Source organism: Pseudomonadota bacterium (assembly GCA_018823285.1).
GTDB lineage: Bacteria > Desulfobacterota > Desulfobulbia > Desulfobulbales > JAGXFP01 > JAHJIQ01.
In genome coordinates, this window is record JAHJIQ010000002.1 from 1 (window position 1) to 12978 (window position 12978).

Consider the following 12978-nt stretch of genomic DNA (forward strand, 5'->3'; position numbering starts at 1 on the left):
GCCAGGAGCCAGAATGACTGATTTTAAAGCTTTTCTCCTGGCTTCTGACTCCTGGCTTCTGGCTTCTTGTGGAACAAAGGCTCGAACAAATCGCCAAAACCCTTTTATTATCGGAAGATTATCCAAACTCAGAAAGTTGAGGTTTAAAATGTGGGGTTGCAACCTGCCGCAAATGAAGGCAAAGAGGTGCAAGATACTTTTCATTCCACAATGTGACACCTGCCCCGCATCCCTGCCATCCGGCGCCTCAACCGGGAGAACCCCGACCGGCAAATTAATTTGCACCCCTCCGCTGCGAAATCCGCCGCCACTTTTTACAAATACTCTTTAATTTCAATATGTTATGTCTAAAACACACCACCCGGCACATACATTGCTTATCACGATGTCATGAAAAAGAAGAACATTCTGCTGCTGGTTGATGATAACGGCCTGGAGAGGGTGCTCACCCTGATGCTCAGACAGGCTGATTATCAGGTGATCGCAGGCGATGATGCCGCCTTGATCATGAAGAGCATGAGCTATAATCCCGGCGCGGGAACAAACATCGATGCGGTCATCTCCTGTCTGCAGAAGTCCGGTCTCGACGGGAAGAAGGTGATGTCACTGCTCCGCAGAAATTACCGGCCGGTCCCGGTGATGGCCATCATCCCCTATGGCAGTGAACAGGACATCGTGAGCCTCAGAGAAAACGGCTGCACCTCGATTCTCCACTCCCCATTTGAGTCGGATGAATTGATGAAATGTCTGGACCGGGCGCTGGAAAACGACGGGCAATAATTGATATTTCAAAACGAAGGCTACTTCATAAACATTCACCAGAAGGAGGAAAATCCATGCTCAACAAAAAAATCCTGCTGAGAATACCGCTGCTGGTCATGGCGGTCATGCTCACTACCGGAGTGCCAGCCTTAAGCAGTGCGGAAGGTGGTGACGCCAAACCCGCCGTCGCGGCCAAAGAGGACAACGTCCTCAAGGGCAAGGTGCTGGGCGTCTCCAAGAAAGCGAAAAGCATTACCATTGAAACCAAGAAAGGACCGGTGACGGTGAAATTTGATGACGCCACCAAAGGCATGGAATTTGCCGAAAAAGGTGAAGCGGCCATCGTCAAATTCAACAAGGTCGGCGATGACAGAATCGCAACCGTGATCAAACCAAAGCTTGCCACAGCCCCGGAGGGTGTAGGAGAAATCCAGCCTGAAGGACTTGCCGAGCTTGTTGCCATGGGACCGAAGAAAGGCAATTACATGCTTATCGATGCCAGACCTGCCGGCGCCTATGCCAATGGACACATCCCGACCGCTCATTCCATCCCGGTCAAGATGATGGAGGAGAAAGGCGGGGAACTGATGCCGATGGACAATAAAGACATCCAGCTCATCTTCTACTGCGGAGGGGTCACCTGAGGCATGAGTCCTCAAACTGCCAGTATGGCAGTTAAACTCGGCTTCAAAAACGTGAAAGTAATGCTTGTCGGAACCCCGGGCTGGCAGAAAGCGGGCAACCCCCTGGTCGTGAACAACAAGTTCGTGGAAACGGGCAACATCGTTCTCGTTGACCTCAGAAAAGAGGCGGAAGTTGCTGCAGGCCATATCCCGAGAGCAGTGAACATCCCCATGGCGGCGCTGGCTGACGCCGAAGAAGACTTCCCCGCCAACAAGTCGGCGCCCATTGTCCTGTGCGGAGACGGCGATGATCCGCTGAAGGCGAGAAAGATCATCAAGGGCTGGGGGTTCAAGTCGGTCGCGCTGATGACCGATGGTCTCGGCGGCTGGCAGGCAGACGGCAAAGAGCTTGCCACGGGCCCCGCAGCAACAGAAATCAACTGGGTCCGTAAACTCGGCAAGGATGAAGTCAGCGTAGCCGATTTCGAAAAGGCGGTTTCGGGAACAGACAGCGCCAGTGTGATCCTTGACGTCAGGGGGCCCGATGAAACCGGCGGCGGAATGTTCCCCGGCTCGATCAATATCCCGCTGGACGCACTCGAAAAGAGAATCGGCGAATTGCCGAAGGACAAAACCATTCTGATCCACTGCTCAACCGGGGCCAGAGCGGAGATGGCTTTTGAGACCCTGAAAAGCGCAAAACTCAATGCGAAATTTCTGGTCGCCGATGTCACCTGCGAGGATGGCAAGTGTGAAATAGGGGAATAAGCGCCGCCCATTTTTCAGAATGTGGCAATGTATAAGATTTATTCTTCTTGAAAAATGTTTTACGTTATAATCGATGTGCCTTACGGCCGGCCGTTTGCATCAGAAACGGCCGGCCGGTTTTTACCCCCCCCATTAAATAAATCTACGGGTGAACAAAATGAGAAGGACCGCGATCCTGACACTCCTACTTGCCTCCACACTGATCATTGCCCAGACCGCCTTCGCCGAAGAGGAACCGAAAGTGCCGATGGCCAAACTCTGCGGCTCCTGCCACCAACCAGCGCCCGGTGTGATGATGGGCTTCCTGGAGAGCATCGCCCTGAAATCAAAAACCCTGCAGATGGATTTCATGTCCCACAAGGAGGTGGTCAGATTCACCGATGATACGAAAGTGAAATACGTCAACGACTTTGCCGATATCCGAAACTATGTGAATAAAGGTTTCCAGATCAATTTTGTCGAAAAGGACGGGCAGAAGATCGCCACGGAAATCATCCGTTTCGACATCATGAAGGTCGAGGCGCTGAGCAAGGAGGATTTCATCACCAAGGATGAATTCAATAAGCTCCGTAAAAATCAGAATGCCAAGGTCTATGACGTGCGGCCGCCGGAGGTGTACAGCATGGGGCATATTCCCGGGGCGATGATGATGCCTGCCCCGGCCTTTGACAAGTTCAAGAAAAACCTGCCCGAAGACCGCACAACCCCCATTATCTACTATGGCGTCGGAGGCTGCCTCTCCCCGACTGCCGCGCTGGGAACAAAGGCCCTGGGGTTCACCGATGTAAAGATCTTTGCCGGCGGCTTCCCGGAATGGTCAAAGAGCGAATACAGCATGGTCTCCGCAGACTGGCTGCGGATGGCCATTGAAAAGGATATTCCCCATGTCCTGATCGATCTCCGCCCTGCCGCCGAGGTTGTCTCCGGTCACATCAACGGCGCCGTCAACATTCCCCTGGCGGATCTCGAAAAGAGCAGGGACCTTTTCCCGGCCCGGAAAAACGCCCCGATCATCCTGTATGGACCCGGCAGCAAGAATGGCGCTGAACAGCTGGTTTCGTGGGGATATACCGGCATCAGAGTCCTGCCGCTCAGTTTCTCAGGGTGGAAAGCTCTTGGCCATCAGGTCGCCACCGGCCCGACCGGAAAAACCATCCACTATGTGCCGAAGCCGAAAGAAGGGACCATCTCCATCGAAGAGTTCAAAAAGGCGGCGGCGGGAATGTCTCCGGATGTCATTCTGGTTGATGTCAGAAATCCGGATGAATTCGCGGAAAACAAGCTGAAAGGCACCTTGAACATTCCGGTTGATGTCATCTCCGAGCGGGTTGCCCTCATGGGCAGCAGCAAGGAGCTCATCCTGTTCTGCAACACCGGAACCAGAGCGGAAATGGCCCATAACATCCTCAAACGGGACGGGGTGAAAAACCGCTATCTGGACGCCATGGTAACCATCGATGATGGTGCGCTGCTGCAGATTGAAGAAAAATAAATCCCCTGCTTTGCCCAGCTTTGATCTGGAGGAGATCTCCTGACAGCCTTCGAATGGGCTCTAGCGAATTGAAGCTCCCCGCGGCAGATAAGCAAACGGAGTGCGACGACGAGCCACGGGGAATCTCCGGATGGAAGGTTACTTACATCAGATTCGCTCACTAACCCCGCAGCATGCTGCGGGGAATATGTTTCGCTATGCATGTTCAGGCCGGCCGGTTGCTGTTTACCGTCCGGCTTTTTTTTCATCATGAATCCCCGCCATCTGCCTGCACATCAGGAATCCTCTTGCCCGGACATCCCCTGGAGTCTATAATACTTTTTTACTCATTTTCCCGGGCCCGCAAACTTGAATACACCTGATTCTCTCGATATCCAGGAGGCCGGACAGGTCCTGCAAAATCTTACCGCAGGAGGCTCTCTGCCGGTTTCACCGAGCCGCCTGGCAAATCAGGCGGCACAGGCATACCTCGCGTCTACCACTTACGACAGACCGGGAGAGCCGGTTTTCCTTGATCTGCTTTGCACCTTGGCGATCGCAGACAGCCGGACCGTCTCGGAAACTGCCGTGACCAGCCTGTACCGCAATCTCATTGAGGGCTTCTGTGACGATTTTTCTGATTCAGGGACCCGGAACGCCAACCGGGCGCTGGCCCATCTGATAAGCTTTACCAGAAGAATTTCCCCGAACGGGACCATGGACCGCCTTCTCAATGAGATAGGGCTTCATAGCGGAAATGACCTGCTGCAAAGATGGCAGAAGATAACCCCTCCGGCCTTCATTCCCGCCCGCTTGCAAAAGACCGTCCGGCGAATTGTGATTCCTTCCAGGGTATCCGCCGGCGCCGACATTGTCATCACTTCGATTCTGGCCCGCAGGCTACTTGCATTTTTCCCAGAGGCAGAAATCACCCTCATCGGTCCCGGCCACCTTGGCGAAATATTCTCCGCCATCCCGAGGATCAACCATCATCTGTTTGAAGTCAGAAGACACGGGAGCCTGATGGATCGTATTCTTTTCTGGCCGCGCCTGATTGAAAGTGTAAGGAACATCACCTCCGGACTCGGTCCGGATGAAGCGATGATTTTCGACCCCGATTCCCGTCTGAGCCAGTTGGGACTGGTCCCGCTGAGCGCCGAGTTCAGGACCTGCCATTTCCCTTCCCGTTCCATGAAATCCGGAAGCCGGAAAGGATCACTTTCGGCAATCACCAATCAGTGGCTCGATCTGCTGCTGGGAAAAGGACCCCACCTTTCCCCAGCCGTGTCACCCGGTCGCGAGAAGATATCCGCGGCCGATTCTTTTCTCGCCACGCTGAGAAATAACGGGTGCAAGCATATTCTGATCGCCAATTTCGGGGTCGGCGGTGATGAAAGAAAGCAGGTCGCTGACCCGTTTGAAGAAAGAATACTGGACCGCCTTCTGACCAGAGAAAATTGCATAATTATCCTTGACATGGGCTGTGGTTCAGAGGAAAAAAGCAGGACGGAAAAACTGCTGGCCAAGGCGTCTCATGCCGGGTACGCCATCGCCCGCACCAATGACCGGGAGATGGCCGGTTTTAACCCGGAATTCAAACACGGGATAATCGGAGCCTGCACTTCCCTCGGCTCCCTGGCCGCCCTGATCGCCGGGGCCGATTGCTATCTCGGATATGATTCAAGCGGCCAGCATTTGGCCACAGCCGTATCCACGCCCTCGGTGACGGTTTTTGCCGGGTACCGGAATTCCAGATTTCTTGAGCGCTGGTCCCCGCCGGAAGGCGGCAGAAACCTGGTCATCCCGGTGCCTGATCCACCCCCGAAGTTCCTTGCCGACATCGATGGGCTTGCCGACAAAACAGCGGAAACCATAAACAACCACCTGTGAAGGAAGAATCATCTTGAAAAACCTGTCGACCGAAAAACTCAATGCAGCCCTTGCCAGATTCCCGAAAGTGAAGATTCTGGTGATCGGCGACATCATCATCGACCATTTTATCTGGGGTTCGGTGAGCAGAATCTCCCCGGAAGCCCCGGTTCCAGTGGTCAACGTCAACCATGAAAACCTGCTGCTCGGCGGCGCCGCAAACGTCCTGAACAATATACACGCCCTCGGGGGTAACGCCTCCCTTTGCGGGGTGATCGGGAAGGACATTATGGGCACTCATCTTCTGGAACTTCTGGAAAATACCAACTCCCCCACCGATGGGGTCATCAGGTCGGCCGACCGGCCGACGACCAAAAAAACCAGGATCATCGCCCAGCACCAGCAGGTGGTTCGTTTCGACCGGGAAAAGACCGGCCCCTTTCCCTCAGAAATCAGCGCCGCGATTCTTGAATACATCGACCGGAACCTGACCTCGTTTCAGGCGGTGGTGATTTCCGACTACAACAAGGGCATGATCAATGGCGAAATGATGTCCCACCTGATGAAGAAGCTCTCTTTCCAGACCACTATCCCGGTGATCGTCGACCCCAAACCCAAGGATATCGAAAGATTCACCGGCGCGACCATTCTCACCCCGAACAATCACGAAGCGGAACTGATGAGCGGCATCGAGATCAGAAACGAGGAGGATCTCAACCGGGCTGCCTCCCTCATCTTCGAAAAAACCCGGGCCCACGCGCTTCTCATTACCCGGGGTGAGGCCGGCATGGCCCTTTTTGAACAGGACCGGGATCCCTTTATCATCCCCACCGTTGCCCGGGAAGTCTTTGACGTCACCGGCGCCGGCGACACGGTGGTCGCCACCCTCGCCCTTGGCCTTGCGGCGGGGCTTACATTTGTCGAAGCGTCGATTCTGGCAAACCAGGCCGCCGGGATCGTGGTAGGCAAGCTGGGAACGGCCACCGTCTCCCCCGAAGAAATTACCGGAGCATTATCATGAAAAGACCTTTGAGCATGACCGCGTTCGGCAGAGGCGAGTGCTGCCACGAAAACCGGACCTGGATTGCCGAGATCAAGTCCGTCAACCACCGATTCTGCGACATCAAGATCAGAATTCCGAGAAATTATGGTGCTCTGGAGGAGAAAATAAAAAAAGAGGTTGAATCCTGCTACTCCCGGGGGCACGTGGAAGTCACGATCAGCTGCAACGGTTCCGCCGCGGCAACCATGCACCTCAAAACCGACATCGAACTCGCCAGACAGTATCTCACGTGCATGAATGAAATTTCTTCGGCGCTGCATCTTGAGGGAAACGTTGATCTCGCCCTCCTCCTTGCCAACCGGGACCTTATCGTCCCCGAGGACACCACCGAAGACCTCGACCGGATATGGGACTCCGCCATCAGCCCGGCCCTGCGCGAGGCGCTTGCCAATGCCGAGGACATGCGGGCGAACGAAGGCGCAAACCTTCGAAAAGACCTTATCGATCGACTTGTTACTTTCTCAAAGGCGGCCGATACCGTAGAAAAAATGGTTCCGGAATTGCTCCGGGAAAAAGAAACCACCCTCAGGGAACGACTGGCGGTCCTGCTGGACAAGCTAGAGATTGATCCGGCCCGTCTTGCCCAGGAAGTCGCAATCATGGCGGACAAACTCGACGTTACCGAGGAACTGGTCCGGCTTCGCAGCCATATTGACCAGTTCACCGGGTTTTTTGATCTCGATGAACCGATCGGCCGCCGCCTCGATTTTCTGATCCAGGAATTTTTGCGGGAAACCAATACCATGGCCTCAAAGATCGCCAACGCCGAAATCGCCCATCTTTCGGTGGAGCTGAAAAACGAACTGGAAAAAATGCGGGAACAGGTTCAGAATCTGGAATAAAAGGAGCATTGCAATGGACCAGCGGTTAATCAACATCGGTTTTGGCAATTCCGTCGTCGCCGGGAGGGTGGTGGCGGTCGTCCACCCGAAATCATCTCCGATGAAAAAACTGCGTTCGGAGGCCCGGGATCAGAAAAGGCTGATCGATGTCACCGAAGGGAGAAAGACCAGATCCATCATCATTCTCGACAGCAACCACGTGATCCTCTCCTCGGTCCAGCCCGAAACCATCATCCAGCGATTCACCCCGGCCACCATCAACGACCCGGCCCCCGAAGGAGAATGAGAGCGTGAGCGGCAGCCTGTTTATCATCTCGGCTCCTTCAGGCGCCGGCAAGACCACTATTCTTAAACGGGTGCTCGCCGATTTGCCGGCCATCACTTTTTCCGTTTCCCACACCACCAGGCCCCCGCGAAGGGGAGAGGTCGACGGCAAAGACTATCATTTTGTCGATCGCGACACCTTCTGCCGGCTCCGCGACCGGAACGCCTTTCTGGAATGGGCTGAAGTTCATGGCAATCTTTACGGCACCAGTATCGAGGCGGTCAGGAAACAGCTCGACACAGGGGTGGATGTGATCCTTGACATCGACACCCAGGGAGCCAGACAGGTCAGAGCGCTCGGCACCCTCTCCGCCCGGTCGATTTTCATCGCCCCTCCGTCCCTCGCCGAGCTGGAAAAAAGACTGACCGGCCGCGCCACCGACTCGGAAGAGACCATCCGCCTCCGGCTCACCAATGCCCACCGGGAAATGGCCGAGGCCGGAAATTACGACCATTACATTGTCAACGACACGCTGGAAGAAGCCGTCACGATGGTCCGGGCCGTCATCCTGTCCGAGAGAAGCCGGAACAGAAGAGATCTTTCCGGACATTTTCTGCCATAAACGACGAGAAACAGCCGCCATGCCTCCTGCAAACCACACCCTGATCTGGGGAATCCACCCGGTGACCGAGCTTCTTCGCGACCGGCCGGAGATGGTCAGTGAAATCACCATCCAGACCCCGGGAAAATCGGAAAATATTCGCAAGCTGACTGAACTGGCGGCAAAAAACCGGATCAGGATCCACCAGACCGCGAAAATCGTCGTCCCCGGCGAAGAGAACCCGAACCATCAGGGCGTGGTCGCCAGACTGCATGAATTCCGGTTTGCTGAGCTTGGTGATCTCCTTGAAGATCTCCCCGCATCAGGTTTTCTGGTAGCCCTCGACTCCATTCAGGACCCGCATAATCTCGGAGCGATTATTCGTTCCGCCGCCGCAGCCGGATGCGGTGGATTGCTCATTCCCAAAGACCGCTCCGCAACCATAACCGGGACCGTGGCCAAAGTAGCGGCAGGCGCCCTGTCCCACATCAGGATCTGCCAGGTGACCAACCTCGCAACCTCCCTCCAGACCTTAAAGGACGCCGGTTACTGGATTTTCGGGGCAGACGGCCATGCCGACAAGACCATCTACGAGACCGACTTCACCGGCCCGAGCTGTCTGGTCATCGGCTCCGAAGGCAAAGGGATCAGGCCGCTGGTGAAAAAAAACTGCGACCAGCTGGTCAAAATCCCCATGTCCGGGACGATTGAATCACTGAACGCATCAGTCGCTGCCGGGATTGTAATTTTTGAAATTGTCAGACAGCAGAAAAATTACTAGTATGAGCTCAATGAAAAATGATGCCAATTGAACATCAATCGTACGAGGGAGATGACAATGAAGAACGAAAGACCGGGCGCATTCCTGACTGCCATTATTCTTCTGCTGGCCGGCCTGATGGCCGGGAACTGTTTTGCCTTCTCCTCACAGGTGTACAGTGAGTGCGAACGTGGGAACAACAAGATGAAAAGCACGGAGCGGGACCTGCCGAAGTTCGACATCCTCGATTTTTCCGGGGCCTTCACCGTAATCGTCACCGCCGGTGAGGCAAAGCAGAAAGTCAAAATCACCGCCGATGAAAACCTGCTGCCCCTGATTACCACGTCTTCTCAGGGAAACAGACTTTTAATATATCCCGCGAAATCCATCTGCACTGAAAATGAGATTACCATTGAGATCTCGGTTGCCAACCTGCAGGCTCTGGCTTCCTCGGGTTCCGACAATATCAAGGTTTCAGGGATTAATAACCAGAGCTTCTCCCTGGTACAGGGAGGGGCCGGGGACATCGAACTGGCGGGCCATACCGGAAAATTTGATGCCGAGATCTCCGGGTCCGGCGACCTGGCAGCCCAGTTCCTGAAGTCCGAAAAAGCTACGCTCCATCTCGCCGGCAGCAGCACGGTCAATGTCCACGCCACCGAAGAGCTGAATGTGAGTATTGTCGGGGTCGCCGATGTGAACTATTTCGGCAATCCGAAGAAGATTGTCAAGGATATCGTCGGGGTCGGCGAGCTGATCAAGATGGACTGATGCTCCCGCTCAACAGCATTTGATCTCACCGGTTTTACCGGTAATTTTCATCCACCACTTCTGGATAATATAAGAGGCACAGCCTACACCGGGGTTCACCGCCAGGGCCCCGGTAGGGCAATTGTTCGCGCAGGCGCCGCATTCCATGCACCCGTCTGGATCGAGAAGCGCCGCCTTGCCGCCGGAAACCGCAAACACCGTATGCGGGCAGACGATTTCGCACATCCCGCAGCCTACGCACAACTTATCAGTCAGCTGCAGGGTAACGACTCCCTCAATATACCTGAAACCTTGCATAGATTCCCTGTTCACAGAAATGGCGCGGTGAGCCACAGCCCGGCCGCGCCAAGGATCATCAGAATCTGCACCGGAATGGCGGAACGCATTTCTTTCTCGACTCCTGATGGTGATGCATACGGTGTCGCACCGGTATAGTTCATGGCCGCAAAGGAAGATACTACAAGGCACAGGAGAAAGAGCGCCGCCTCCTCGACCGGATTCCCAGCCTCAAAAAGAGCAATGATCCCGGCTGCCACAGGAAGAGCCGCCAGCAACCCTTTCAGATAAAACATCCTGAACGGGACCCAGGGCAGAAAGATGGGGACCAGAACCGCACCGGTTAAAAGACCCGCCAACAGAGACAACGCTGCCGGCCATAGACGCTGCCAGGCAACAGCCGGGGAAAAGAGATCCGGCCCGATCCCGGACAGGACAAAAATCACCCCCAGAGCAACAAGGGCGGGTTTGATCGAAAGAGTGAGTTCCACCGGCGAAAGAACAATCCTTTCCGGCAGAGCAAAGGAGACCTTGCGCATCTCCGGCGAGGCCTTCTGCCCTGCGGCGATAAAACCGCGAATATCTGCTGCCCTGATCGGCCCCCAGACGACTTCAAAACCGCACCCTTTCAGGACTTTCGCCGCCGAAACACCGGGCGCGCCGAGCTGGGGAACAATCAGCTTCCGGTGAGTGACGAGCTTCGCCAACTGAGTGAGTCGAACCCTGTTGACAAGCTCTGCGGTGCCGAAGGTGTTATGCGCGGCCGCGCACCAGACATTGACCCCTCTGGTATCAAGGGCCAGAATCCACACGCTCTGCCCGGCAAGAGCCCCCCGCAGGGTATCAAAAGTAAGCTTGTAATTGGCGCTCACCAGAACCGGAGAGTTCGCATCCGGTTCGCCGACACAGTAAAGCCCCGGGGAAATCCGATACGACTCCCGGAAGAACCCCATTCTCGCCCTGATGAGACCAAGAGAGTCGACCCAGCCGAGAGTGCTGCCCACCTGCGGCACCGGCCCGACGGAAGTTTCCATAAACTTTCCGACAAAGCGGTTTACCGTGTACCCGGCGCGTTCGAACTCCGCCGCCGGCGGAGTTTCGTTGCCTCAACAGGGCGCGTTTTCCCGGGGAGGAACCATGGGAAAAAGATTGTCGTTCATTTCAGCTTCTTTTTCAACAGATCACCAAGGGTTCCCATGGAACCTGAGGCCTGGCTGTCGGTTTTGCGGATGAAATCCCGTACTTCCTCCACCTCTTTTGCCTCTTCTTCAACCTCCTTGACCGCCGCGGCCAGGGTGAGCGAAATCCGGCGCTGCTCCTGATCGACGGAATCAATACGCACCTCAACAGTCTCTCCTTCGGACACCACTTCCCGGGGATGATTGATCCGGCGCCCGCCGGCCAGACCGGAGATGTGCAGCAGTCCATCGACCCCTTCTGCCAGATTGACAAACGCCCCGAAAGGCATCAGCCGGTCAACCCGGCCGCGGTGAAAAGTCCCCACCGGGAATTTGCCGACCGCTTTCTGCCACGGGTCCGGCAGGGTTTCCTTGAGGCTGAAAGAGAAACGTTCGTTGTCCCAGTCGAGCTTCAGGACTGCCACTTCGACCTGCTGGCCGACTTCCAGCCGGGAATTGATATCCTCGACCCGCCCCCAGCCGATCTCGGATATCGGCAGCAGTCCTTCAATCCCGCCGATATCGACAAAGGCCCCGAACTCCCGGAGGGAAGTGATCTTCCCTCTGACCACGGAACCGACCTTAAGGGTTTCCCGAAGTTCGTCCATCTGCCGGCGGCCCTCTTCTTCAAGAAGCTCGCGCCTGGAAAGGATGATGTTCCGGCCGCTCTCCTCGTACTGGGTGATCAGGAAGGAAAACTCCTTCCCGACCAGGGCCTCCGGATCCTCCACTCTCCGCCGGTCCATCTGCGAATAGGGGCAGAAGGCGCGGACCTTGCCGGCAAGATTGACCTGAAATCCCCCCTTGATCTCTTTTTCGACCCGGCCACTGACCGGAATCCTGCCGGCATAGGCCTCCTCAAGATGGGCCTGGGCCGCAGAACCGCCGCCAATGCTCACGGTGAACTGCATTTCGCCATGTACCGTGGAAAGGAAATAGACCTTGATCTTCTCCCCTTCCTTGACGGTCGTCTCGCCGTTTTCGTCAACAAATTCAGCACGGGCGGCATAGCCTTCGCTCTTCGCGCCGACGTCCAGAAAGACATTTTTGTCGGTTATTCTCACAACCCTGGCCTCGACCTGCTGGCCCGGTTCGAAATATTCAGGGGTGGAAAACCCCGCATCCATCATCTCCGCAAAACTCTTTTCCTTACCGGAATTTTCCATAATCATGTCTCGTTTTTTTGATGAAGCTGTTGTCAATAAATAATAACCCGCTCAAATACCGGCGACCTTGCCCACGTACACCCGTTCAACCTGCCGGTCGAGGGTTTCCAGGATGCAGAAACCCGGTGAATCGTCCTTTCCAAGTAATTCTCCCGGATTGATCAGGAGCGTTGTTCCTCTCTCTTCTACCTTATAGCGATGATTATGGCCACAGCATACCACGTCAAAATTTTGCAGGGCCGCTATCCCGCGGGCCATTTCCGGATAATGGGTAAAGGCGATCTTCAGCCCGCCCGCCTCAACCGCCCCCAGATTTCCATGATGCGTGATGGAGGGAAAGCGGGTGCCGCAGGCCTGGGAGATCAGATGGACATCACCGATATTGTTGCCGTACACCAGGTGAACCGCACCACCGAAACGGGCCAGTTCATCGAGCATGAAAGGAGAGATGAGATCCCCGCAATGAATAAAGACCGATACACTGAAATGATTGCAGTAATCAACAGTGTATCTCAGGTTGGCGATGTTGTCATGACTGTCCGATGCAATTCCTATTCTCATCC

General features: G+C 55.2%; 16 protein-coding genes. 11 read left to right on the forward strand and 5 right to left on the reverse strand.

Annotated elements, in window-relative coordinates; translation table 11 throughout:
• Positions 1 to 204 (reverse strand): hypothetical protein (locus KKG35_00180; GenBank protein ID MBU1736533.1); only part of this gene is annotated, 204 nt, incomplete at its 3' end.
• 186 nt (positions 205 to 390) lie between these two features.
• Here KKG35_00180 and KKG35_00185 point away from each other — a divergent pair.
• From KKG35_00185 to KKG35_00235, 11 genes are all read left to right on the forward strand, one after another.
• Positions 391 to 780, forward strand: a complete 390-nt coding sequence (locus KKG35_00185; GenBank protein MBU1736534.1) for a response regulator — start codon at positions 391 to 393, stop codon at positions 778 to 780.
• 56 nt (positions 781 to 836) lie between these two features.
• Positions 837 to 1406, forward strand: coding sequence for a rhodanese-like domain-containing protein (locus KKG35_00190; GenBank protein MBU1736535.1), 570 nt, complete (start codon positions 837 to 839; stop codon positions 1404 to 1406).
• A 3-nt stretch (positions 1407 to 1409) separates the two neighbouring features.
• Positions 1410 to 2153, forward strand: coding sequence for a rhodanese (locus KKG35_00195; GenBank protein MBU1736536.1), 744 nt, complete (start codon positions 1410 to 1412; stop codon positions 2151 to 2153).
• 157 nt (positions 2154 to 2310) lie between these two features.
• Positions 2311 to 3645: a hypothetical protein gene (locus KKG35_00200; GenBank protein MBU1736537.1), complete on the forward strand. Its 1335-nt coding sequence runs from the start codon at positions 2311 to 2313 to the stop codon at positions 3643 to 3645.
• 348 nt (positions 3646 to 3993) lie between these two features.
• Positions 3994 to 5514, forward strand: coding sequence for a hypothetical protein (locus tag KKG35_00205; GenBank protein MBU1736538.1), 1521 nt, complete (start codon positions 3994 to 3996; stop codon positions 5512 to 5514).
• Between the two features lie 22 nt (positions 5515 to 5536).
• Complete coding sequence (rfaE1, locus tag KKG35_00210) at positions 5537 to 6514, forward strand: D-glycero-beta-D-manno-heptose-7-phosphate kinase (GenBank protein ID MBU1736539.1); 978 nt, start codon at positions 5537 to 5539, stop codon at positions 6512 to 6514.
• Complete coding sequence (locus KKG35_00215; GenBank protein ID MBU1736540.1) at positions 6511 to 7398, forward strand: YicC family protein; 888 nt, start codon at positions 6511 to 6513, stop codon at positions 7396 to 7398. Before rfaE1 ends, KKG35_00215 begins: the two co-directional genes overlap by 4 nt.
• Before the next feature lie 13 nt (positions 7399 to 7411).
• On the forward strand, positions 7412 to 7684 hold the full coding sequence (locus tag KKG35_00220; GenBank protein MBU1736541.1) for a DUF370 domain-containing protein: 273 nt from the start codon (positions 7412 to 7414) through the stop codon (positions 7682 to 7684).
• 4 nt (positions 7685 to 7688) lie between these two features.
• Positions 7689 to 8285 (forward strand): guanylate kinase, encoded by a 597-nt coding sequence (gene gmk, locus KKG35_00225; protein MBU1736542.1) that lies wholly within the window; start codon positions 7689 to 7691, stop codon positions 8283 to 8285.
• 19 nt (positions 8286 to 8304) lie between these two features.
• Positions 8305 to 9045 (forward strand): 23S rRNA (guanosine(2251)-2'-O)-methyltransferase RlmB, encoded by a 741-nt coding sequence (rlmB, locus tag KKG35_00230; protein ID MBU1736543.1) that lies wholly within the window; start codon positions 8305 to 8307, stop codon positions 9043 to 9045.
• A gap of 57 nt (positions 9046 to 9102) precedes the next feature.
• Complete coding sequence (locus tag KKG35_00235) at positions 9103 to 9795, forward strand: DUF2807 domain-containing protein (GenBank protein ID MBU1736544.1); 693 nt, start codon at positions 9103 to 9105, stop codon at positions 9793 to 9795.
• A gap of 9 nt (positions 9796 to 9804) precedes the next feature.
• Here the strand turns inward: KKG35_00235 and KKG35_00240 are convergent, their stop codons facing one another.
• The 4 genes from KKG35_00240 to KKG35_00255 all read right to left on the reverse strand — a co-directional run bounded on the left by KKG35_00240 (position 9805) and on the right by KKG35_00255 (position 12976).
• On the reverse strand, positions 9805 to 10092 hold the full coding sequence (locus tag KKG35_00240) for a ferredoxin family protein (GenBank protein MBU1736545.1): 288 nt from the start codon (positions 10090 to 10092) through the stop codon (positions 9805 to 9807).
• Positions 10093 to 10103: 11 nt separating this feature from the next.
• The gene (locus KKG35_00245; GenBank protein MBU1736546.1) at positions 10104 to 11105 is read right to left on the reverse strand and encodes a hypothetical protein; all 1002 of its coding nucleotides are present in this window, start codon (positions 11103 to 11105) and stop codon (positions 10104 to 10106) included.
• A 122-nt stretch (positions 11106 to 11227) separates the two neighbouring features.
• Positions 11228 to 12421 carry a 30S ribosomal protein S1 gene (gene rpsA / locus KKG35_00250; protein MBU1736547.1) on the reverse strand — a complete coding sequence of 398 codons (1194 nt, stop codon included), beginning with the start codon at positions 12419 to 12421 and terminating at the stop codon, positions 11228 to 11230.
• A 45-nt stretch (positions 12422 to 12466) separates the two neighbouring features.
• The gene (locus KKG35_00255) at positions 12467 to 12976 is read right to left on the reverse strand and encodes a YfcE family phosphodiesterase (GenBank protein MBU1736548.1); all 510 of its coding nucleotides are present in this window, start codon (positions 12974 to 12976) and stop codon (positions 12467 to 12469) included.
• Positions 12977 to 12978: the final 2 nt, after the last annotated feature.

Bases quoted from the DNA above. Each gene is read 5' to 3' on its own strand.
- KKG35_00215 (MBU1736540.1), top strand. From the start codon at position 6,511: ATGAAAAGACCTTTGAGCATGACCGCGTTCGGCAGAGGCGAGTGCTGC.
- KKG35_00200 (MBU1736537.1), top strand. From the start codon at position 2,311: ATGAGAAGGACCGCGATCCTGACACTCCTACTTGCCTCCACACTGATC.
- KKG35_00220 (MBU1736541.1), top strand. From the start codon at position 7,412: ATGGACCAGCGGTTAATCAACATCGGTTTTGGCAATTCCGTCGTCGCC.
- KKG35_00240 (MBU1736545.1), bottom strand. From the start codon at position 10,092: ATGCAAGGTTTCAGGTATATTGAGGGAGTCGTTACCCTGCAGCTGACT.
- KKG35_00235 (MBU1736544.1), top strand. From the start codon at position 9,103: ATGAAGAACGAAAGACCGGGCGCATTCCTGACTGCCATTATTCTTCTG.
- rlmB (MBU1736543.1), top strand. From the start codon at position 8,305: ATGCCTCCTGCAAACCACACCCTGATCTGGGGAATCCACCCGGTGACC.
- rpsA (MBU1736547.1), bottom strand. From the start codon at position 12,421: ATGATTATGGAAAATTCCGGTAAGGAAAAGAGTTTTGCGGAGATGATG.
- KKG35_00190 (MBU1736535.1), top strand. From the start codon at position 837: ATGCTCAACAAAAAAATCCTGCTGAGAATACCGCTGCTGGTCATGGCG.
- KKG35_00245 (MBU1736546.1), bottom strand. From the start codon at position 11,105: ATGGAAACTTCCGTCGGGCCGGTGCCGCAGGTGGGCAGCACTCTCGGC.
- KKG35_00185 (MBU1736534.1), top strand. From the start codon at position 391: ATGAAAAAGAAGAACATTCTGCTGCTGGTTGATGATAACGGCCTGGAG.
- KKG35_00195 (MBU1736536.1), top strand. From the start codon at position 1,410: ATGAGTCCTCAAACTGCCAGTATGGCAGTTAAACTCGGCTTCAAAAAC.
- KKG35_00255 (MBU1736548.1), bottom strand. From the start codon at position 12,976: ATGAGAATAGGAATTGCATCGGACAGTCATGACAACATCGCCAACCTG.